The 22,577-nt window shown below is 54.6% G+C and carries 17 protein-coding genes; 9 read left to right on the plus strand and 8 right to left on the minus strand.

Annotation, left to right across the window (positions count from 1 at the left end; translation table 11 throughout):
- Window positions 1–3 precede the first annotated feature (3 nt).
- The 3 genes from ACJY2L_RS16465 to ACJY2L_RS16475 all read right to left on the minus strand — a co-directional run bounded on the left by ACJY2L_RS16465 (window position 4) and on the right by ACJY2L_RS16475 (window position 6,525).
- On the minus strand, window positions 4–2,022 hold the full coding sequence (locus ACJY2L_RS16465) for an oxidoreductase (protein WP_439214105.1): 2,019 nt from the start codon (window positions 2,020–2,022) through the stop codon (window positions 4–6).
- Between the two features lie 258 nt (window positions 2,023–2,280).
- Window positions 2,281–2,904, minus strand: a complete 624-nt coding sequence (locus tag ACJY2L_RS16470) for a LuxR C-terminal-related transcriptional regulator (RefSeq protein ID WP_439214106.1) — start codon at window positions 2,902–2,904, stop codon at window positions 2,281–2,283.
- 135 nt (window positions 2,905–3,039) lie between these two features.
- Window positions 3,040–6,525 carry an ATP-binding protein gene (locus ACJY2L_RS16475; protein ID WP_439214107.1) on the minus strand — a complete coding sequence of 1,162 codons (3,486 nt, stop codon included), beginning with the start codon at window positions 6,523–6,525 and terminating at the stop codon, window positions 3,040–3,042.
- 775 nt (window positions 6,526–7,300) lie between these two features.
- Between ACJY2L_RS16475 and ACJY2L_RS16480 the strand changes: the two genes are divergently transcribed.
- The 6 genes from ACJY2L_RS16480 (at window position 7,301) to ACJY2L_RS16505 (ending at window position 15,545) form a co-directional block, all read left to right on the plus strand.
- Complete coding sequence (locus ACJY2L_RS16480; RefSeq protein WP_439214108.1) at window positions 7,301–7,825, plus strand: hypothetical protein; 525 nt, start codon at window positions 7,301–7,303, stop codon at window positions 7,823–7,825.
- A 98-nt stretch (window positions 7,826–7,923) separates the two neighbouring features.
- Complete coding sequence (locus ACJY2L_RS16485) at window positions 7,924–8,799, plus strand: hypothetical protein (protein WP_439214109.1); 876 nt, start codon at window positions 7,924–7,926, stop codon at window positions 8,797–8,799.
- Between the two features lie 324 nt (window positions 8,800–9,123).
- Window positions 9,124–11,598 (plus strand): type I secretion system permease/ATPase, encoded by a 2,475-nt coding sequence (locus ACJY2L_RS16490; protein WP_439214110.1) that lies wholly within the window; start codon window positions 9,124–9,126, stop codon window positions 11,596–11,598.
- Window positions 11,595–12,836, plus strand: coding sequence for an HlyD family type I secretion periplasmic adaptor subunit (locus tag ACJY2L_RS16495; protein ID WP_187486536.1), 1,242 nt, complete (start codon window positions 11,595–11,597; stop codon window positions 12,834–12,836). Before ACJY2L_RS16490 ends, ACJY2L_RS16495 begins: the two co-directional genes overlap by 4 nt.
- Before the next feature lie 5 nt (window positions 12,837–12,841).
- Window positions 12,842–14,740 carry a TolC family protein gene (locus ACJY2L_RS16500; protein WP_439214111.1) on the plus strand — a complete coding sequence of 633 codons (1,899 nt, stop codon included), beginning with the start codon at window positions 12,842–12,844 and terminating at the stop codon, window positions 14,738–14,740.
- Between the two features lie 103 nt (window positions 14,741–14,843).
- A complete protein-coding gene (locus ACJY2L_RS16505) occupies window positions 14,844–15,545 on the plus strand; it encodes a response regulator transcription factor (RefSeq protein ID WP_187488256.1) in 702 nt (233 codons plus the stop codon).
- A gap of 4 nt (window positions 15,546–15,549) precedes the next feature.
- Here the strand turns inward: ACJY2L_RS16505 and ACJY2L_RS16510 are convergent, their stop codons facing one another.
- Window positions 15,550–16,266 (minus strand): polyphenol oxidase family protein, encoded by a 717-nt coding sequence (locus ACJY2L_RS16510; RefSeq protein ID WP_439214112.1) that lies wholly within the window; start codon window positions 16,264–16,266, stop codon window positions 15,550–15,552.
- Between the two features lie 361 nt (window positions 16,267–16,627).
- Here ACJY2L_RS16510 and ACJY2L_RS16515 point away from each other — a divergent pair, with 361 nt between their 5' ends.
- Window positions 16,628–17,134: a GNAT family N-acetyltransferase gene (locus tag ACJY2L_RS16515; protein WP_209501250.1), complete on the plus strand. Its 507-nt coding sequence runs from the start codon at window positions 16,628–16,630 to the stop codon at window positions 17,132–17,134.
- Here ACJY2L_RS16515 and ACJY2L_RS16520 read toward each other — a convergent pair.
- Entirely contained in the window at window positions 17,118–17,405 is a 288-nt protein-coding gene (locus ACJY2L_RS16520; RefSeq protein ID WP_439214121.1) for a GIY-YIG nuclease family protein, read from the minus strand. The genes ACJY2L_RS16515 and ACJY2L_RS16520 overlap by 17 nt on opposite strands.
- 85 nt (window positions 17,406–17,490) lie before the next feature.
- Between ACJY2L_RS16520 and ACJY2L_RS16525 the strand changes: the two genes are divergently transcribed.
- Window positions 17,491–17,937 (plus strand): YhbP family protein, encoded by a 447-nt coding sequence (locus ACJY2L_RS16525; RefSeq protein WP_439214113.1) that lies wholly within the window; start codon window positions 17,491–17,493, stop codon window positions 17,935–17,937.
- A 34-nt stretch (window positions 17,938–17,971) separates the two neighbouring features.
- Here the strand turns inward: ACJY2L_RS16525 and ACJY2L_RS16530 are convergent, their stop codons facing one another.
- A complete protein-coding gene (locus ACJY2L_RS16530) occupies window positions 17,972–18,493 on the minus strand; it encodes a type 1 glutamine amidotransferase domain-containing protein (RefSeq protein WP_187486538.1) in 522 nt (173 codons plus the stop codon).
- 155 nt (window positions 18,494–18,648) lie between these two features.
- Between ACJY2L_RS16530 and ACJY2L_RS16535 the strand changes: the two genes are divergently transcribed.
- Complete coding sequence (locus ACJY2L_RS16535) at window positions 18,649–19,287, plus strand: hypothetical protein (RefSeq protein WP_439214114.1); 639 nt, start codon at window positions 18,649–18,651, stop codon at window positions 19,285–19,287.
- On the opposite strand, the gene nrdG is transcribed toward ACJY2L_RS16535, so the two are convergent.
- Window positions 19,275–19,739, minus strand: a complete 465-nt coding sequence (nrdG, locus tag ACJY2L_RS16540) for an anaerobic ribonucleoside-triphosphate reductase-activating protein (RefSeq protein ID WP_439214115.1) — start codon at window positions 19,737–19,739, stop codon at window positions 19,275–19,277. The two genes, ACJY2L_RS16535 and nrdG, sit on opposite strands and share 13 nt — an antisense overlap.
- Complete coding sequence (nrdD, locus tag ACJY2L_RS16545; protein ID WP_439214116.1) at window positions 19,739–21,859, minus strand: anaerobic ribonucleoside-triphosphate reductase; 2,121 nt, start codon at window positions 21,857–21,859, stop codon at window positions 19,739–19,741. The genes nrdG and nrdD overlap by 1 nt, the downstream gene beginning before the upstream one ends.
- Between the last annotated feature and the right edge of the window lie 718 nt (window positions 21,860–22,577).

The raw sequence follows: 22,577 nt of genomic DNA on the forward strand, positions 1-22,577 counted from the left end.
TCCTCAGATAACCAGCGCCAGTTCGGTTGCCTGGGCGATAGCGCGTCGGGCATCCAGCTCCAGCGCCACGTCGGCGCCGCCAATCAGATGCAGCGGTTTGCCGAGTGAGGTCAGCGCAGCGACAAGCTGACGATTTGGCTCCTGACCGGCGCAGATAATCACATTATCCACCGCCAGCGTCAGCGGCTCGCCATCACGTAAGATGTGCAGGCCGTTGTCGTCAATCCGCTGATACTGCACGTTCCCCCACATGTTGACCCCGCGCGCTAACAGACTGCTGCGATGGATCCAGCCGGTGGTCTTGCCGAGGCTGCCGCCGGGCTTACCCGGTTTGCGCTGAAGCAGCCAGATGTCACGCGGGCTCTTCTCCGGCTGTGGCGGCACCACGCCGCCTGGCTGCTGCAGGGTGCGATCGATACCCCATTCCTGACAAAAAGCCCCGATAGCGTCACCAGCCGCGGGCGGCTGGCTTAAGTACATGGCGCTGTCGAAACCGATGCCGCCGGCACCAATAATGGCGACGCGGCGACCTACCGGATGCTTATCACGCAATACCTGCAAATAACTCAGCACCGAAGGGTGATCGATACCGTTAATTTCAGGCTGGCGCGGCGTAATGCCGGTGGCCAGAATCACCTCATCAAACGCCGTGAGCGCCGCCGCATCGACCCTGCGTCCCAGCTGCCGCGTCACGCCCGCCAGTGTTAACTGACGATCAAAATAGCGCAGCGTTTCAGCAAACTCGCTTTTACCCGGAATCTGTTGGGCGATAGCGAATTGCCCGCCGATGGCTATTGCCGCGTCGAATAAGGTTACCCGATGCCCGCGCTGTGCGGCATTGAGGGCAAATGCCATGCCTGCCGGCCCGGCACCCACCACCGCGAGCTGCTTGATATGCGGTGCCGACGCAATGGGCATCAGCGTTTCATGGCAGGCACGTGGATTGACCAGGCAGGAGGTAATCTGCCCGGCAAAGATCTGATCGAGGCACGCCTGATTGCAGCCGATGCAGCTGTTAATCTCATCTTCCCGCTGCGTGGCCGCTTTGCGTACCCATTCAGCGTCCGCCAAAAAAGGTCGCGCCATGGAGATCATATCGGCACAGCCTTCATCCAGTAATTGCTGCGCGGTGGCGGGATGATTAATGCGGTTGGTGGCGATCAGCGGCAGCGAGACATGCTGGCGTAATTGTTGCGTTACCCAGCCAAATGCGCCACGCGGAACGGCGGTGGCAATAGTAGGAATGCGCGCTTCATGCCAGCCGATGCCGCTATTGATCAGCGTGGCCCCCGCCTGTTCAATCGCTTTTGCCAGCATAATGGTTTCATCAAAGGTATTGCCGCCTTCCACCAGATCAAGCATCGACAGGCGGTAAATAATAATAAAATCGCGGCCCACCGCCGCCCGTACCGCCTTAACAATGGCGATGGCAAAACGCTGACGATTTTCGCTGCTGCCACCCCAGTTGTCCTGCCGCTGATTGGTGCGTGAGGCGAGGAACTGGTTAATCAGATAGCCTTCTGAACCCATGATCTCGACGCCATCATAGCCCGCGGCCTGTGCCAGTTGCGCACAGCGTGCAAAATCAGCAATGGTGCGCAGAATCTGTTGCTCATCCATCGCCTGCGGCATAAACGGATTGATCGGCGCCTGAAGCGCTGAGGGCGCGACCAGATCGCGTTGATAGCTGTATCGGCCGGCATGAAGGATTTGCAGCGCAATTTTGCCGCCAGCCTCATGCACTGCATCGGTCACTATCCGATGTTGCGGACACTGTTCTGTTCGATCCAGCACCGCGCCGCCCCTGGCAACCACGCCTTGCGCATTGGGAGCGATACCGCCGGTAACAATCAACGCTACGTCAGCACGGGCGCGTTCAGCATAGAAGGCGGCCAGCCGCTCGGTGCCGCCAGGATGTTCTTCCAGGCCGGTGTGCATCGATCCCATCAGCACGCGATTTTTTAAACGAGTAAAACCCAAATCCAGCGGGGCAAAGAGTGAAGGTGTTGGCAGCGGCGTCATCGCAGTATCTTCGATAGTGGTCGGATGAGTTGACTGTAGCGAGTGTCATCGTGAAGTGAAAATGTTTGCCGACAGGCTGTGAAGGGCATCATAAAAAAAAGCAAAGTTTACAGGCGGCACACGAGGTGGGGGGTACCTCGCGCAGTAACGGAAAGTGACCTGTAAACTTTGCAACGGCAACGCAATAGTGGCCAGTATATGGCTCTACATTTTACATAACGAGAACGCAATGTAAGGCGTATGGAAACGTGTAACGTTTTAGGCAACGGCGTTACGTTTTGCCATTTCGACAACATCAACAATATTATTAACGTCGAGCTTCTGAAATATTTTGGTTTTGTAGGTGCTGACGGTTTTATTATTCAGTCCCAGCTCGTCGGCAATCAACTTATTTGACTTTCCTTTCGCCAGTTTTTTCAGGATCAGCATTTCACGCTCAGTCAGCAGCGCCAGCCTACGCTGTTCATCGCAATAATCGTGCGAACGGCGCACCAGTTCGCCGGGTAAATAATCGACGCTGTTATAGACACAGCCGATGGCTGAAATGAGTGTGCTGACATTTTCTTTTTTTGAGACGTATCCATTAGTACCAATGCTAATCGACTGCATGATTAAATGGTTGTTTTTGCTTTCGCTGATGATGATTGTCTTCAGGTTGGCTTTGCTTCTGACCAGATCGCGTAAGAAGCCGATACCGCTGTTGTCGGCAAATTCAGGATCAAAAATCATGATGTCATAGTGTCGGACTAATATTGCATCAATAGCGTCCCTGATCGTATTTGCAACTGAGATATGACAAAAGCCGTTCATTAATAGCAGTGATTGAATTCCGGATGAAACAATCTTATGTTCGTCGACAATGATAATTTTCGCATTATGCATAACGTGACCTTTAAATATTAATAAAGCGGCAGCTAATATCATTAATTAATTAGATGTTCATTATGATAATCCAGTGCGTAAAGTTATCCAGGAACCGTCTTGATTGGACCGTAAAATATAATTCAGGCGATGATGCTAGTGTTTCAGGCTATTTTTGAATGCTAACAGCACCTTTTCAAGCTCTGCAATCGCGTGTGCCAAACCGGATTTAATCGCCATTACGGCTTCTGCTGGTGGTTTATCTTCCAGCTGTTTAGCCAGCCGTTCAACGTCGGTGGCATTGATTAAACGCGCACCTCCTTTCATTTTGTGACCCAGTTGCGACAGCTGTGCGCTGTCGTGTGCCGCATTGATTTCCGCCAAAATCTCATCGTTGCTGACAATAATGCTGTCAATAAAGGCGAAGCAGCCAGCCATATCGCGTTCGGCCAGCTCCTGCAACAACGGGCAGGGCGCTGGCAGGGCGCTCTGCGGACGCTGTTGCGCTGTTGCAGGCGCAGGCGGAGAAAGATGGCGCGTGGTGTTGCTGAGATGACGCGTCAGCGTATCGACGCTAAGCGGCTTAAACAGACAATCATCCATGCCCGCATCCAGACAGCGCTGAATGATAGAGCGCTCAGCGGAAGCGGTAAGCCCAAAAATCAACATCCGCGGACGCTGTATCTGTTGCTCCAGCGCACGCAGCTGGCGCGCAAACGTAAAGCCATCCATGTCGGGCATATTGCAGTCGCTGATAATGAGATCAAAGGCGTCTGGATCCTGCTGCCAGATAACCAGTGCCTGTATCGCACTCTCGATCAGCATCGCCTGATGGCCGGCATATTCCAGCTGCTGGCCCAACAGCAGGCGGTTCGGTGCGTGATCGTCAATCACCATAATGCGCAGTCGCCCCTGAGCGGGAACGTTTTCAGCCTGTTGTTGCTGTACCTGCTGTTCATCGACCAGCGGCGCATAAAAATGAAAGCGGAACACCGCGCCCTCGCCTGGCTGGCTTTCGACATCAATTTCGCCGCCCATCAGTTCGGCCAGCTTGCGACAAATACTCAACCCCAATCCGGTGCCAAGCTGCTGGCGCTGGCGATCGCCCGTTTGTACAAAGGGCTCAAAAATTGCCTGCTGCTGATCTTCATCAAGACCACAGCCGCTGTCTTCGATCTCTAGCACAAACTCGCCGCGCTGTGCGTTCATATCGATGCTGCCCTGGTAAAGCGTCACGCTGACATAACCTCGATCGGTGAATTTGATCGCATTGCTGAGCAGATTAGAAAAAATTTGGTTGAACATCATGGCGTCAAGCAGCACGCAAGGATAGGTAATATCGATTTCATGGCGCAGCTCGATGTTTTTACTCTCTGCCTTGTTGCGAAACAGGTTTATGACCTGCTCAACACGCTGCGCCAGCAGGCAGGGTTCGGGCTTTGGCTGATGGATGCCTGACTCAATGCGCGACAAATCGAGAATATCGCCAATCAGCGACAGCAATGCATTGGCAGATTCATAGGCAACCAGCACGTTATTGCTGATTTCACGCGCCGGTTTCTGACGGGTTTCCATCTCCAGCAGACCGATAATGGCGTGCAGTGGCGTACGGATCTCGTGGCTCATGCTGGCCAGAAACTGGCTTTTGGAACGGTTGGCGGCATCGGCATCCTCTTTGGCGGTGCTTAATGCCAGCAGTAATTCATGGCGTTCAGTGACATCAAGCCAGCCGCCAATAACCCCAACCACTGCGCCCAGTCGATCGCGAAACGGCAGCGCCCAGTGGAAAACATGCACCGTTTTGCCACGAAACTGCATCTTCACATCGCGCATTGAGGCGGTGCCCTGGCGCAGCGTGGTGTAGTGCTCCGCCTCCAGCAGTTGCAGGCACGCGTCGTCCAGCAGATGGCGATACACATCGGTGCCTTTGCCAACGACTTCCTCCAGGCTGACCTCAAGAAAATCGAGATAGGCGGTGTTGCAATGCATCAGCCTGGCCTGACGATCCCTGACGTACATCACCACCGGCGATTCGTTAAACAGCGTGTTGGTGAAGGTGAGCTGGTCCTTCAGGGCATGCTGCGCCTCGGTGCGCTGGCGAATAACCCGCTGCAAATGGCGATTCCAGATTAAGCAGATAAGAATGATGATGCTGGCCAGCGCCACAATCTTCAGCACCACATCTTTATAGTCATGCCAGGAGATGGTGCGGTTGACCTGCGGCAGGTTATGCCAGCGTGAAATTAACGGCTCCAGTGTTTCCGGTGGAATATCAAGCAGCGCCTTATTGATGATCTCAATCAGCGGCGCATTGGCTTTATCCACCGCCATGCCTATTTTGGCGGGCTGGTCGCCAACCACTTGAATAATGCGTAATCGATCCCGGTAATAGTTGCGCAGCAGAAAGTCGGCATGCACTTTGGGGATAATTACGCCATCTGCTTTTCCACTCAGTAACTGAAGCAGCGCCTCCTGGGGTGAAAGCTGAGTTTGCAGCGTTATATCAGGCCAGGTTTCAGCCATGTACGCCTTCAGGCGACTCTCTTCTAACGAGAATACCCGGCGATTTTTTTTACCGGCCATTTCAAGGATATTGGCGGTATCGACGGCCTGCACCAGGACCCAGGGTGAAATAAGATAAGGCCGTGAAAACAGGTGTTGCGCTCGCTGCTGTTCATCAAGCAGCACGGCAGGTGAAAAATGGACTTTTGTACTGTCGACAGACGCATGCTGGCCTGGCGTCACCGGTTCAAACAGCACGCCTGCACGGCCCGAGATTAAATCAACGATCTCTTTGGCGATGCCTTGCCACGTGCCGCTTTCGTCGCGGAAAAATAGCGGTGCGCCGTTAGCCGCGATATCAATCGGAATAAAGGGGTGAAGACGCAGCCAGTTGTCCTCCTGCGGTGTCAGCGCTAATGGATTGTTTTTCATGACGTAGTGGCTTTGTAATTGCCAGCGATTGGCAATGCGCAGGCGCCCTGCGAGAGGAATCATGCGCAGCGCCATATTGAGCGCTTCGGCTAATTCCGGATAGCGAGGACTGACGCCAAAAGAGATATTGAGGTTGGAAAGGGCGCGACTGGGTGACATTGTCAGTTCGTTGCTGTAGCCGTACCGCAGCAGATATTCCTGCGTTGAGGCGTTTCCCCATGTGGCATCAGCCTGTCGAAACGCCGTGGCCGCCAGCGCTTTGGCATAGGTTTGATGGTGCTGTAAAATAGCCTCAGGATAATCCTGCTGCAGCTTGAGGCCAATACGTTGCGGGCCCGCCCAGGCAATAATTTTTCCTGTCAGGCTTTTATCATTATTGTTTTTTGTATTCTGCAGAATGACCGAGCTGTCCAGCAGATAGGGCGTTGTGCGAATAAGCGGCGGCGTGAGCATTAACGTCTCAGGATTATAGATAGCCACCATATGCAACGTACCTGCAGCAAGGGCCGCTGCCATCGCCTCTTCCGTAGGAAAATAAATTAACTGCATGCGCAGTTTTAACATGCGCTGCACCGCACCGAGATAATCAGCGGTAAGCCCTTCGAAAGCGTGGTGGTCATTGTCAATATAGAGCGGCGGTTGTGCGGCGCCCCAAATACCCACACGCAACACGTCATTCTCAGAGAGCGTGTTACGCTCGCTATTCATTACTACATCAGGCACAACTATATCGGTGCGAACCAGTAAATTAAGCTCCTTAACCGCAGCATTCAGTGAAACGCTAAACGTCAAAATTAGCATTGTTAATAAGTAGCGCACGCTAAACATCCCTGTTATTGAATGAGGCTTTTGGCAAACGACGTGGGAAATTGCCTGAGTTGTTATTTTTTCCTGTTGGCCGCCAGTATCATATTACTGGCGCTATTTCTCCACTATGATTTTTTATCCAGGCCTAAAAATTTGGGACAAGTCTCGTTATTTAAAAGAGAGGATGTACGGATGTCTTTATTTCTCGTAACGCCTTGCAATTACGGTTTTTCGTTACGCTTTAGAGTGATAAAAGCGCATTATCCTTCGTGATGTTTAGCCCGATTTTTCTGCGGCAGGGGCGTTATTGAGACAAATCTTGTATGTACTTTGAGTCATAACCTCTATTTTTTCTACGTAACAGCGTGTTCCATGATCGAAAGAGAGGCGCATCGTTTTTATCGTGAAGTCGCGACATGTCGCCGCATGAAAAATTGTCTTCATCAGGCCGCACGCTTTTATCCTGTTATTCATAGCACAAGAAAAAGGAGGTGGCGGCCGCACGTCATTTATTGCGCTATATCAACGTCTCTGTATGGCATTATGATAATAGTGATTAAGCAAAGCATCACCGCAGATTGAATTTCAACATGGCGTCAATGCAGGACAACAGACGCCTAAGCCAGAGCGGGTTTAATTTTCTACTCTGATAGTGGATGCTTAACCACTATGCCTGATGAAAGAGGGACTCTCCCTCCTGAAAAGACTTTTACTAATGCGAATAGCTATTTTCTCTGCCTTTTATTTAATGGCAGTCGCCTCTGCGCAGGCGAACACTCAGCAAAATAATGCATTACCCGAATATTACCAGTCACTGTCTGCACTGCCCTTGTCACAGTCGCGCATCATATTTTTCCGGAGTTTTGATGATGAAGAAGGTGCGGCACATATTTATATTAACGGTGAGTTTCATATCTCATTATTACCCGGCAGCTTTACGGCTTTTTGCCTTGCGCCCGGTGAGCACCGTCTGGCGGCGTTGGTGAAAAATGCCAGTTACTATCATGGCATGCCTCTGACCGATTTTAAGATCTGGCTGGGCCGGGGTGAAACCCAGTTTCTGCGCATGTTAGATGGCTATAGCGGCGAACCTGAAGTATTAAATCGGCCAGCCGCCGAGCAGGAGCTGCCTTATCTTCAGCAGCAGCGGCGTATGTTGTCGAGGGCATCCTCAGTAGAAGAGTGCAGTACGCAAGAGTAACGCTGCGTTGCTGCGCGCCACCCTTCAACATCGCCCCTGGCCTTCAGCATCACCTGGATGTGTACCTAAGCGCAATCAAATGGAGAGGGCAGCAGGCTATGTTAATCATAAAGCGGATTTTTTTAGGGTGTCTGTTTATTCCGGCTCTCGCTGCTGGCAGCGAAGCATCGTCCTCTGCAATAAATAGCGCCGAGCGCTATCAGCATCGTCCACCGGTTGTTCCACAGCTCACTCAGGTTGTCTATTATCGCGAAGATAATGATAACACTGCTCAGGGAGCTTATATCTATATTGACGGTGAATTTCATACCCGGCTGCTGCCCGGAGGCTTTACGCAATTCTGCCTGCGACCTGGTACACATACGCTGAGTGATTATTTCCATAATAATGCAGCCTATGAGGGAAAGAGGCATCTGCTGTTCGAGGCGGATTTTCGCGGTGGACAACGTTATTTTCTGCAGGCCACGCCAGACAGTGAAATGCCTGTGGCCGTGCGGCAACAAAAGGGCGAACAGGACAGTGGCAATAAACGACAGCAGCGGCATCTGCTTTCTCGCGCTTCTGCCGTGGTGCCCTGCATCTACCAGGATGAAGAGGCGTTAAAAACCCGTTATGTGACGCTGAATTTACGGGATCTCTTTTATTATGACAGCAACTGGCAAAATGAAATCACTACTGCAGGGCGTGAAGCATTGCGTGAAATGCTGATCGCTATCCGGCGTGACAATATGCAGATCCATCGGCTGACGCTGTTGAATTATTCCGCCGGGCAAGCAATAAAAGAGCGTGCAGCTGTAGAGCGTACTCAGGTGGCTTCGCTGAAACGCGCGTTAATTGATAGCGCTTTTGCTGAGGATATTATTTATATTGAATATAAACGCGGTAATAATAATCAGCGGTCAGACTGTGCTGCCGATAAAGCATTAGATGGACGTTGTGCTACTCACAGAAAAATAGTGCTACAGATAAATTGAGGTACTGACGCCAGGCAGCCGCATAAAAAACTGGTGCGGCTGCATGCTTTTGCAAAACAGCGAGTTAAAAATAATCATGCTGCCACAGTTGTGCCTGGTTAATCCTTTTTACAATAAAATGACGAGTAATTTTTATTCCTTTCTGAACTTTTATTTTTTTCTCGCTTAATTATTTAGCCCCGTTGGCTTCCGCTAATAAAACCCCTTTTCGAGACAAGTCTTGTTCGGTCTTGCATCCTCGCCTGTCAGAATTTTCTCAGAAGTTCTATCACCCTGTAACGAATTCTAATTAGAACAATCTGTCTCACCAGAGGAAAAGTGTAAATGAACACGGAAGAAGCCATTCTGGCCAATGAGCTGGATGCGCGCAGTGTTGCTCGAGCAGATACCAAAATAGACGACACGCTGCTGCAAAGCGTGGTCTGGATATGTGAGCACTATAAACTAAGCCGTTCACCTGACTCGCTGATTGCAGGATTGCCAACCGCAATGCTGCTCTCGCCTTCACTGGCATTAAAGGCGCTGGAAAATGCCGGTATTGTCGGTGGAATGGTTGAACGTCGCAGTAACGAACTGCCTGAACAGCTGATGCCTGTCATTCTGCTGCGCAAAGGCGGCGGTGGCTGCATTTTGCTGTCACGGCGTATTCACACCAATGAGGAAAATAAACGCGAGCTTCGTTATCAACTGGTCATGCCGGAAATCAGCATGGAAGCAGTGGAGATGGATCACGCGCAACTTAGCGAAATCTATGCCGGATTTGCCATCATGGCGAAACCACAGGCTAAGGTCGATGCGCGCATGAGCGCAACGCTGCCGGAGACCAAAGGGCATTGGCTGTTCAGTACGTTATGGCGTTACCGCAGCTATTATCGCAGCGCCGCTATTGCGGCGGTACTGATTAACGTGCTGGCGCTGGCGAGCATCTTTTTTACCATGAACGTCTACGATCGCGTGGTGCCGAACCAGGCGTTTGTCACGCTATGGTCACTGGCTATCGGCGTGACTATCGCCATGATTTTTGAAGCCATTACCCGTTTTACCCGTGCACATCTGCTTGATATGGCCGGTAAAAAAGCGGACCTGGTATTAGGTGCCATGCTATTCCGCCAGGCACTGTCGGTACAGATGGAGCACAAGCCTGCGTCATCAGGTACCTTTGCTAACCAGCTGCGCGAGTTTGAATCGGTGCGCGACTTTGTCGCCTCGGCCACGTTGGCGGTCATCTCCGATCTGCCTTTCATCCTGATGTTCGTTTTTGTCATCTACTTTATTGGTGGTCCGCTGGCCATTGTGCCGTTACTGATGATCCCGCTGATCATTCTGGTCAGCGCCGCGATCCAGTGGCCGCTGGCGAAGATCATGAAGGAAAACTTGCGTGATGCCTCGTTAAAGCAAGGCGTGCTGATTGAATCGATCGAAGGCATGGAAACGCTGAAGGCAGTGGGCGGCGAGTCCTATATGCAGCGCCGCTGGGAAAATTTCAGCGCCCTGCAATCTGCCAACTCAATGAAATCGAAGCGTTATTCGACGCTGGCAACCGGCGTAGTGACCTTCCTTCAGCAGTTTCAGACCGTGATATTGATTGTCGTAGGCGTGTACCTGATTGATGCGGGCACCTTCACCATGGGGGCGATGATCGCCACCGTGATGCTGGCTGGCCGTGCCACGGCGCCACTGGGGCAGGTCATTGGCCTTGCCGTGCGTTATCAGCAGGCGAAAGCGGCGATGAGTTCATTAACCAAGCTGATGGAGATGCCGGTTGATCGCGACAGTACTCGCGAATACCTGGCAAATCCGCCGCTGGATGGCCAGCTCAGCCTGAAAGATATTAACTTTTCCTATCCTGCTCCGCCGATGAAGCCTAACCCACCGGTGCTGACCGGCATCTCGCTGGACATCGCTGCCGGCGATCGCGTGGCGATCCTCGGACGCATCGGCAGCGGCAAATCTACGCTGCTGCGTGTGATGGCACGGCTTTATCAGCCGGTAAACGGCCAGATGTTCAGTAGCGGGCTGGACGTTAACCAGATCGATCCCGCCGACTGGCGCAAAAGCGTGGGCTACGTCGGCCAGGAAGCCCGCCTGTTCTACGGCACGCTGCGTGAAAACGTGATGATCGGATCGCCGAATGCCACCGCCAATGAACTGCTGCGCGTGCTGAGACTAACCGGTCTGGATCAGATCGCCGCCCGTCATCCCAGCGGCATCAATATGATGATTGGTGAGATGGGGGAAGGGCTGTCAGGCGGCCAGCGCCAACTGGTTTCTCTGGCACGTACGCTGCTGGCCCGTCCAAAAGTGCTGCTGCTCGATGAGCCGACCAGCGCGATGGATAGCCAGACAGAAACGCTTTTCCTGCAGCATCTGCGCCGCGCCGTTGAGGGCCATACGCTGGTCGTGGTGACACACCGTCCTTCGCTGCTGGCACTGGTTGAACGCGTCATCATTATTGATGAAGGCAAAGTCGCAGCCGACGGCTCGAAAGAGCAGGTAATGGCGTCTTTGCAGGCCAAAGAGAAAGCCGAGCGTCTGCAGCAGCAGCAGCAGCAGCAGCAGCAACAGCAACAGCAGCAACCCGAGCAACAGCAGCCGGAGGCCGCAGCTCAGCAGGGACCTTCAGCGCCGATACCGGCAAAAGCGCCGCCCAGACTGAAGAAAACGGCCCAACCAGGGGCTGAACCATCTACAACCCACAGCGCGACAACGTCGCCTGACCAACAAACGGCTGCGGCGGCGATCGCAAAACGAGCACCAGCACCAACGGCACAGGCGACCCTCGCCGAGGAGGAAAAATGATCGCGGCTCTTTTTCGACGTAACAAAAAGCCTGGTCTTTCTGCCAGCGATGCAGAGTTTATGAATGACGTTCAGGCGTCGCTGATGGCACAGTCGACGCCCGGTTCAAAACTGGTGATCTGGCTGATCATTGCGGTGATTGTCGGTGGCTTAACCTGGGCTAAATTTGCCCGCGTGGAAGAGATTACCAAAGGCGATGCCAAGATCATCTCCAAGAGCCGCGAACAGATTATTCAGAGTCTGGAAGGCGGTATTCTGGCCGAGATGAACGTGCGTGAAGGTTCGGTGGTTAATCGCGGCGACGTGCTGCTGAAAATCGATCCGACCCGCGCGCAGTCGAGCTACCGCGAAGTGTTCAGTAAAGTGCAGGGTCTGAAGGCGACCATTACGCGTCTGCGTGCCGAATCCTATGGTCAGCCATTGGTATTTGATGAAGAAGTACAGGCCGATCCGGCGCTGGTTGAGCAGGAGACGCGGGCATGGAAGTCGCGGCTCAGCGCATTGAATGACAGCGTGCGCTCACTGGAACGCAGCTATGCGCTCTCAATGAGTGAGATTCGCCTCGCTGAACCGCTGGCGGCGAAAGGTTTGCTCTCCGAAGTAGAAATGCTGCGCATGCGCCGTCAGGCCAACGACATTCAGTCACAGATTGTCGAGCGTAAAAACCGCTATCAGAGCGAAGCCAACTCAGAGCTGTTACGGCTGGAGCTGGAGCTGTCGCAAACGGTGGAAAACCTGGCCGGACGTCTGGATATCGTTGAGCGTACCACCATGACCGCACCGGTACGGGGCACGGTTAAAAACGTACGCGTGAATACCATCGGCGGTGTTATTCAGCCGGGCGAACATATTCTGGAAATTGTGCCGCTGGAGGATCAGCTGCTGGTTGAAGGGAAAATCCGGCCTTCCGATGTGGCTTTTTTACATCCGGGCTTACCGGCAACGGTAAAAATAACCGCCTATGACTATGCCATATATGGTGGCCTGCACGGCACGGTTGAGCATATTAGTCCGGATACGCTGAAGGACGATCAAAAGTCAGCGGCGGGCAGACCGGACGATACGTATTATCGCGTATTAATTCTCACTGACAGCAGCACGCTTAATGCGGGCGGGAAAGAGCTACCTATTATTCCCGGCATGGTGGCGTCAGTAGAAATACGAACCGGAGAAAAAACCATTCTCGATTATCTATTGAAACCCGTGTTGAAAGCTAAAGAAGCCTTTCGTGAGCGATAATAATAATGCGTAATAGTCAATTTGCTGTTTCTTTTACCAGGCGACCTAAAAAACTAGCGTTAATTATTTTACTGGCGATGAGCGGGCACAGCGCGCCGCTTTATGCCAGCGATGAGGAGCTCTACTTATTCAGTCAGATGGCGAGTGAAAAGAGTCGTCCGACACTCGCTTCACCCGCACCGAGGGCCGTGCCGCGTACGCGGGCGGTGGCTAATCCGGCCGTTGCGCCAGTGCGCACTCAGCCTGCCCGTCAGCCTGCAACGTCATTTGCCAGGGTACCGCAGCCGGCTGCTATCATACCGCCGCCGGCAGTGAAGGCCACGGTGCCACCGCAGCCTCAGCCGTTTGGCCGCGCATCGGCACCCGTGGCGCGCACAGGCGGCGAACGTGCGCTAAGCGGTACGACAACCGCGCCGCATCTGCTGCCTCGCCGCAAGACAGCCAGCAACAATAATGCCGGTTATCTGACCCGTAGCGCACCGGCGGCGACGCGCGGCGGCTTTCTGCAGCAGGAAAACAACGACGAAGAGGTCATTGTTTTCCGCAAGGTGGAACCGCAGAGCACGAAAACGCTACCCACCACAGGCCAGCAAAGTGTCACACCGTATCGTCGTGAGCCAACGTTAACCGATTACGCCGCGCTCCCGGCCACGCTGCCGACGCCGGGCCGCACGGTGGCGGGGCCGTCTGAAGCTCAGCTGCAGCAGATTTTTATGCGCGCGGTGCGTCAGGCGTGGAGCATTAACCCGCAGTTGATGGCGGTTAAAGCGCAAAGTTCGATGGCGGAAGCCAACGTGGATGAAGCCAAAGGCCAGCGCTGGCCGCAGCTGGATGTGAATGCCCAGTCGCCTTCTTTGCAGTTCGGTGATGGGCAGCGCAGCAAGCAGTCGAGCATGCCGGCATTTGGCATCAATATGGCAACCAACCTGTATGACTTTGGTCAGACCGCCAGCACCATTGCCAGCCGTCAGGAGACGTTAACCGCCAGCCAGCAGGCGATCATCGCCCAGCAGGAAGATGTGGCATTGCAGGTGAGTAACGCACTGATTACATTGACCAAAGAACGTCAGGTTATTGAGTTGAGCAAAAGCTATGTGGCGCGCATGAACGAGCTGGCCACCATGCTCAGCGGCATTGTAAAGGCGGACCAGGGCCGACGCAGCGAGCTGACGCAGGCGCGCAGCAGACTGTTACAGGCGCAGAGTCTGCTCGACAGCGCCGTATCGCGGGCGCGCGATGCGGAAATAACCCTGCATCGCCTGCTGGGCGAAACGCAGGTGCCTTTGCCGCAAACGCCGCGCTGGAATTTACAGCCCGCCAATCTGGCGCGCCTGCTGCAACGTCTGGAAGATCACCCGGCGATTCAGCGCGCGCAGGCCGAAGCACGTGCCGCGCAGAAGGAGATCGATGCGGTAAAAGCCTCAGCAATGCCGAAGCTCAACTGGACGGTTTCCAAAAGCACGCAGGAAGATCAGCTGGGCAATCAGCAGGCGTGGCAGACCGGTCTGAACGTCAGCTGGCCGCTGTTCCGCGGCGGTTCAAACCGCGCGTCAGAACGGGCGGCGGTGCAGCGTGCTGAAACCAGCCTGCAGCAGATGCGCGAGATGCGGCTGGAGTATGAAAACCGCATTCGCAAAGCCGATCAGGATGCGCATGCCATGCTCGATCGCGCCGAGCTGTACAGCAATTTAACCGTGGAATCGGATCGGATCCGACTCGACTTTTTCGACCAGTGGTATCACCTGGGACGCCGTACACTACTGGATGTGTTGGGTGCTGAAACGGATTACCACAATAACCGGATCAGTGAAGTCAGCAATCGCTACGACGGCTATGCCGCTATTTTCCGTGGCAATGCTTCCGCCGGTCAGTTAATTCCGTGGCTCGCCGGTAGCTCGATATAAAAAAGAAAATAAGTAATACAGGCTGTTATTGCAAGAAATTGCAATATATCAGGTCATTATCTTATGTGATGAATCAACATCAAGGACTGAAAAGGAAGTACTGATGAAACGAGTACTTAATAATCCATTGCGCATTGCATTGTTAGACGATCATCCAATGATTCGTACCGCGTTCGATATTTGTATTAAAGCCGAACCCGATATGGAATTAATGGGCGCATGGGGATCAAGCGTAGAACTGTTTGCGGAATTAAAAAAAGAGCCGGTCGATGTATTAGTGCTGGACTTTTTATTAGGTGAAAAAGAGCTGGATGGCCTGGCGCTGATTAAACAGCTGCGCAGCCATTATCCGCGGCTGCGCATATTAATTTCGTCGTCGCTGGAAAGCCCGGCGATCGTTAAAATGGTGCTCAGCGCCGGTGTCAGCGGATTTATTGGCAAAAGCCATAATATGGCCGATATTTTCCAGGCGATTCGTCAGGTAGCAAACGGCCGCATTTTTCTGTCGCCGGGCCTGGCCTACGAAATTGAAAACCTCTACGTGGTCAATGAGGATGCCATTCATGAAACGCTGGGGGTAAAAACCAGCGGCATGATGTATGAAAAGGTCAAGCTGCTCAGCCCGCGCGAAGTGGAAGTGGTGCGCTGTTATCTGGATGGGCTAAGCGTGTCGCAGATTGCCATCAAGTTTAAGCGCAGTCGTAAAACGGTCAGCGGTCAGAAGCAATCTGCGCTGAAGAAGCTTGGCCTGCGCTCCGATTCCGAGCTGTTTAAATACAGTAACGATCTGATGCCAGGCGTATAACGCGTCAGGATTTGCGGCGAATCCAGGCGTAGCGCGAGGTGTAACCGGTGCCGTGATGGCTGTTGTACCGGTAGCTCGAGCGCGGTTCGGCCATGCAGTAGGTGCAGACGTCGAGCAGATCGATCTGTGCTGCAAGAATGCCCTGCTGCTCCAGCATCTGTTTGCCCAGATGCGGCAGATCAAACCAGATGCCCTGCTGCTGCGGCGCCGCCTGTGGACGCACCGCCAGCGCATTCAGCGGGCGGTCACGATGCCAGCGCACAGGCTGTTGCAAACGCGGATTGGCCTGAATCACCGCTAGCCGATCTTCACCCAGCTCGTAACAGCAGGGTAAGATTGCCGGACCGATCGCCACCCATAAATCTTCTGGTCGGGAACCCTGGCTGAGTAAATCCTCTACCGCGCTGAACAGCACGCCTGCCAGCGCGCCCTGCAATCCGGCATGCACCGCCGCCACCTGATGATGACGATTATCGGCAATCAGCACCGGTAAACAATCAGCGGTATAGACCGCTACCGCCCGTTCGCTACGGCTGATAATCGCATCAGCGTCCACCGATTTAGGCGGAAAAGCCTGCTCAGCCTCTACGGCAACCGCGCTGTGGCGCTGATGAGCGAACGCGCAGGCCTCAGGCGGCGGCGTTCCGGCAGGCAGAAAAGCGTGCTCCAGCCAGCCCAGCGCCGCCAGCTTCTTTGAATAACGACTCTGCGAACTCTCCATCACTCCTCCAGATAGCTGGGAAATCACCGTTTTGTTGATCCAGCAGCCATTTACTCTCCGGTAATATGGCAAAATATACAACCCGTCGGGCACATCGTTCACCGTATTGTAAAAATGGCGGCTGGCTCATGCTGCTGCTATGCCGATCTTATTGCAACGCGAAAAGCTGACCCAAATACGCTATTCTTTCAACGGCGTCCGGTAATTCAACCCCCTACCGGCGTCGGCTTTATGGTAAACCTGGGATGGATGCCACTGATGTGGATGCGCTGCCGCATGGCAAGCATCTTGTTTTGGCAGGACGTAATAAAACCGCTTTGACAGAGGACGCGAACGCCGGTATGGCTCGCGCAGGTAACTCATGTTAATTCGTACCGAAATTGGTGTTGACGCTGCCGGAATCGACAGCCTGCTGCGTCGCTGTTTTGCCACGTCAGCTGAGGCTGAGCTGGTGCAGCAGCTGCGTGAGGATGGTCTGCTGACGCTTGGCGTAGTGGCGACGGATGATGAAGGGCAGGTGATGGGCTACGCTGCCTTCAGCCCGGTGACGCTCGGTGGTGAAGATCTCAACTGGGTTGGCCTCGCGCCGCTGGCGGTAGATGAAAGCGTTCGTCGCCAGGGCTGGGGTAAGCAAATGCTGTTTGAAGGGCTGGATACCCTCAGTGACTTTAGCTACAACGCGGTGGTGGTACTCGGCGATCCGGCATGGTTTGGTCGTTATGGTTTTGAACCGGCGGCGCGCTATCAGCTGCACTGCCGCTGGCCCGGCACCGAAGCGACGTTTCAGGTACGCAAAATTGCCGATGATCCGTTTGCCGGACAGGGCGGCTTAGTCGAGTACGCCGCACCCTTTAACCGAATTGCATAAGCCAGGCGGGCAGATCGGCTGGCTGGCTGTTGACCAGCGCCATCTTCTGCGGACGCGTCAGTTGTTTCACCCGATATTCCAGCCGCGAGGCGCTGGCGCGATCGCCCGCTTCGCCATGAAAAACCAGCGTCAGCGGCCCCTTGCCGCGTAGCGCGCGCGCACCGGTGCCGTTTTGATGCTGCTGTACCCGACGCGGCACATCCACCGTGATGCCGGTGTAAAGCGCACCGCGAGCGGTTTGCACAATATAAAGATGCCAGGCTTTGTCCATCATCGCTTCCCTGTTAAGTCGCCGCCATTCTAACGAGCGGCGGCGCAGGCTGGCAAAGCGCTTCTTACAACCAGTGGAAAAAATTGTGTCCGATTTTGCTCATCTTGCACGCTATCTGAAAAAACAGCATGTGTTGTCGCTGTGCTGCGCTACCGACGACGATCTCTGGTGCGCCAACTGCTTTTATGTGTTCAACGAGCCAACCATGGCGCTGTGGCTGATGACCGAAACGCATACGCGTCACGGCGCGATGCTGCTGCAACAGCCGCGCGTCGCCGGCACCATTAACGGCCAGCCGAAAAGCGTGCTGCTGATCAAAGGGATTCAGTACACCGGCGATATCGCGCTGCTCAGCGGCGAGGCGGAAATTGCCGCGCGTGAAGCCTATTGCCAGCGTTTTCCGGTGGCACGCAAAGCCTCTGCACCGCTGTGGGAGATCCGGCTGCGGGAACTGAAAATGACCGATAACAAGTTGGGATTCGGCAGTAAAATTGCCTGGCAACGCGAGGAAAGCGAGAGGGCGATTGAGTAGCGATGCCGGGCGAACCCGGCATGCGCTGAAGCGGTTACACCGCGCTGAGAATGCGCAGTGATTCGCGATTAAATGCGGGCAGGTCATCCGGGGTACGGCTGGTAACCAGCGTCTCCTTATCGACCACCACCTCTTTATCATAGAAATCGGCACCGGCATTGCGCAGATCCACCGCAATCGCCTTCACGCTGGTCATCTTACGACCGCGCACGCCGCCCGCGCTGATCAACAGCTGGGGGCCATGACAAATCGCGAAAATCGGCTTGCCGCTGGCGATAAAGTCTTTGGTGAAATCAACAAAGCGATCGTCGCCACGCAGGCTGTCCGGTGAATGACCGCCTGGCAACAGCAGCGCATCAAACTCATCGACGCTGACGTGATCGATATCTTTATCGATTTTCACTTCTGCTTTGCCCTGTTTGCCGGTCACGGTTTTACCGGCCTGCATTTCAATCGTTACCACTTCATGGCCTGCTTTGGTATAGGCTTCAGCAGGTGAGGTAAATTCTGAGTCTTCAAATTCATCGGTGATTAAGACCGCTATTTTCTTGCTCATTTTTTCCTCCTTCAAAATGTGGGATACCGGATCAATTCTGGTAGAGCATGCTGAAAAATCAAGGGAACCGGCAGAAATTACCTGTAAAAACGCTTATTTACAGATTGTTAACATGTTGATGACGCACGCAAATCACGCGGCAAAAGAGGAAAATGATGAGTCGAGTGTTACTCACCGGAGCAACCGGGCTGGTCGGCGGCGAGCTGCTGCGCCTGCTGATTGACGATCCGCGTATCAGCGAAATTATTGCGCCCACGCGCCGCCCATTACCAGTGATGCGCAAGGTGACCAATCCGGTCGAAGCGGACTTAACCGACGTGCTGCGGCCGCTGGACCAACCGCTGGATCAGGTGTTTTGCTGTCTGGGCACCACGCTGAAGCGGGCCGGCAGCAAGCCCGCGTTTGTGCATGTGGATTACACGCTGGTGGTCGATACGGCGCTGACCGGTCGGCGGCTGGGAGCCACGCACATGCTGGTGGTCAGCGCGCATCTGGCCAACAGCCGATCGCCATTTTTCTATAACCGGGTGAAAGGTGAAATGGAAAACAGCCTGCGTCAGCAGGGCTGGCCACGACTGACGTTGATCCGGCCATCGCTGCTGTTAGGCGAGCGCGACGAGCAGCGGCGCGGTGAATCGCTGATGGCACCCCTGTTTTCTCTGCTGCCCGGCAACTGGCGAGCCGTCGCCGCGCGAGATGTGGCGCGGGCAATGTGGCAACAGGCGTTCACGCCCGCTACAGAACCGGTTACGGTGGTGGAATCGGCACAGATCCCGCGCGATCAGCGCAGATAGTGAATGATCTGATTTCCACTGCCGCGCCAGATCAGCGTGGCATCTTTTTCCGCCGCGACAAACTTGCCGTCAATCAGCACATCCAGCTCGGCGGCAACCTCGCGCTGAGCGGAATTTAGCTCCGCCAGCCGGTAGCCGGTCCACAGCCAGATATCTTTGCCCGTGCATTCAGCGCGCACCCGCCGCACCAGCGCCAGCACCGATGCGACGTTGGCCGGATGCAGCGGATCGCCGCCGGAGAGCGATAATCCCTGACGGCAAATGCGCGTATCCAGCAGGTCGTCGATAACGCGCTGCTCCCACTGCGCATTCCACGGCTGGCCGCTATCCAGCCGCCAGGTGCGCTGGTTGTAGCAGCCGGGACACTGATGCTCGCAACCGGCAACAAACAGCGTGCAACGCGTGCCCGGTCCGTTGACCACATCCACGTCGTAATAAGCGTGAATATTCATCAGAGATGTTTCACCCGACGCCGCACTTCTTCCTGCTTACCGGCGTTAAAAGGTCGCGCATCCGGGCTGCCGAGATAGCCGCACACGCGCCGGATCACTGAGACCTTCGCTGCATCGTGATTGCCGCACTGCGGGCAGGTAAAGCCCTTGCTGGTGCAGGTAAATTCGCCGCTGAAACCGCAGAGATAACACTCATCCACCGGTGTATTGGTGCCGTAATAGGGCACGCGGCTGTAGCTATAATCCCAGACATCTTCCAGTGCCTTGAGGTTGTGGCGTAGATTCGGGTATTCGCCGTAACAGATAAAGCCGCCGTTGGCGATCGGCGGATAGGCGGCCTCAAAGTCGATTTTGTCATAGGGATTGACCCGTTTTTCGACGTCGAGATGAAAGCTATTGGTGTAATACCCTTTATCCGTGACGCCCGGCACCACGCCAAATTCCGCCGCGTCCAGCCGACAGAAGCGGTCACAGAGGTTTTCACTCGGTGTGCTGTAGAGGCTGAAGCCGTAGCCGGTTTCCGCTTTCCACGCATCGACCGCCTCGCGTAACCGGCTGACGATCGCCACCGCTTTAGCGCGCAGCGCCGCATCATCGTAAAGGTGGTGCTTGCCGCCGCTCAGCGCATTGATGGTTTCATGCAGGCCGATATAACCCAGCGAAATCGAGGCGCGGCCATGTTTGAAGATCTCCGCAATATCGTCGTCGGGCTGCAATCTGACGCCACAGGCGCCGGACATATACAGAATTGGTGCTACCCGCGCTTTGGTGTTTTCCAGCCGGGCAATGCGCGTCAGCAGCGCCTGTTTGGCCACCTGCAAACGGACATCAAGCACCTGCCAGAAGTGCGCCTCATCGCCCGCGGCCTCAAGGGCAATGCGCGGCAGATTCAGGCTCACCACGCCGATATTATTACGGCCATCGTGCACCCGCTCGCCATCCTGTTCAAACACGCCCAGAAAGCTGCGGCAGCCCATTGGCGTTTTAAAAGAACCGGTGACCTTAACCACCTGATCGTAGTTAAGAATATCGGGATACATGCGCCTGCTGGCACACTGCAACGCCAGCTGTTTGATGTCGTAATTAGCATCCTGTGGACGCAGATTAACGCCGTCGCGCAGGGCAAACACCAGCTTCGGAAACACCGCCGTTTTGTGATTACTGCCCAGCCCGGCCAGACGATTTTTCAGGATCGACTGCTGGACCAGCCGCGCCGCCCAGCTGGTGCCGAGACCGAAGCCGAAGGTGACAAACGGCGTCTGGCCGTTGGCGGTATGCAGCGTATTGACCTCATATTCCAGCGACTGGAACGCGTCATAACACTCTTTTTCGGTGCAGGCGCGCGCGTAGCCTTCGACGTCCGCGACCTGCCACTGTTGTGCGGTCAGACGATGTTTTTGCAGGCTGATGTCGACATAAGGCGCCAGCACTTCGTCGATGCGATTCAGCGTGGTGCCGCCATAAATATGGCTGGCGACCTGCGCGATAATTTGTGCAGTCACCGCCGTAGCGGTGGCGATCGATTTTGGCGGCGCGATATCCGCGTTGCCCATCCTGAAGCCCTGCGTAAGCATGCCTTTCAGATCGATCAGCATGCAGTTGAACATCGGAAAGAAGGGCGAATAGTCGAGATCGTGATAATGAATTTCGCCGCGCTGATGGGCGGCCACGATCGACGGCGGCAGCAAATGCTGTTGCGCATAATGTTTGGCGACGATGCCCGCCAGCAGATCGCGCTGGGTAGGGATTACCTTGCTGTCTTTGTTGGCATTTTCGTTGAGCAGCGCCGGATCGCTCTGTTCCACCAGCCCACGAATCGCCTGGCTCAGCTTGCTGCGCTGTTCGCGCGCGCGATCCCGGTCGTGGCGGTATTCGATGTAGCAGCGCGCCAGCTGGGGATAAGGGCCGCTCATCAGCGCATTTTCCACCGCCCGTTGAATCTCATGGATATCGACTTCAGCCTGTTGCGCGATCGTCGTTGCCACCTGCGCCGCCAGTTGCTGTGCATAATCGTTGTCATTCACCGCCGCCGCCTGCGCCGCCGCATTCACCGCCTGCACAATACGCTGCGCATCAAAAGGCACCCGGCAGCCGTCGCGTTTAATTACCACGCTGATCATGTTGTTCCCTCAGAGAATATCAATATGTAGAGGGTAATGAATATTTTGTACCTGGATGTAGTGGTTTTTACGCTAAATGCCGGTTCATTGATGTAGCACAGAAGAAGGGGGAATCGCGGAAGAAATTCCGCGGGGGATTTGCCCGGAAGCGGGCGGCTTTTAGCCTTGCAGGCGGCTTCTTAAGGTCAATGTCTTGAGGTCAACGGCTATTTCGTTTTGCCTTGCAGGCAGGCCGCTTAGAGGCCAGGTCAAATGCCATTTCGTTCTGCCTTGCAGGCAGGCCGCTTAAAGGCCAGGTCAAAGGCCAGGTCAAAGGCCAGGTCAAAGGCCAGGTCAAAGGCCATTTCGTTCTGCCTGAAGGCAGCCCGAGCAGGGCCGGCAGTCGCCCCGGCCCTGCACCCGCGCTATCCGGCAAACACAACCGCCCGCCAAAGGCGGGTTCCCTCAGCAAAAGCGTTTTCCTGACGGACCGGACGCGATTCGCTCCCGGCTCAGCGCGCCCTCTCGCCGCATCCCTGCGGCTCGCCCTGGAAAACGCTTTTGCCTCGGCGTTTGTGATGCCTCCTCAAGGTCAACACCCAGGCCAAAACCTAAAAGACTAAAATCTTAATTCGAAATAAAACCCAAACCCAAACCCAAACCCAAACCCAAACCCAAACCCAAACCCAAACCCAAACCCAAACCCAAACCCAAACCCAAACCCAAACCCAAACCCAAA

Origin of the sequence: Duffyella sp. Ts4 (assembly GCF_051851875.1) — a bacterium.
GTDB classification, from domain to species: domain Bacteria; phylum Pseudomonadota; class Gammaproteobacteria; order Enterobacterales; family Enterobacteriaceae; genus Duffyella; species Duffyella gerundensis.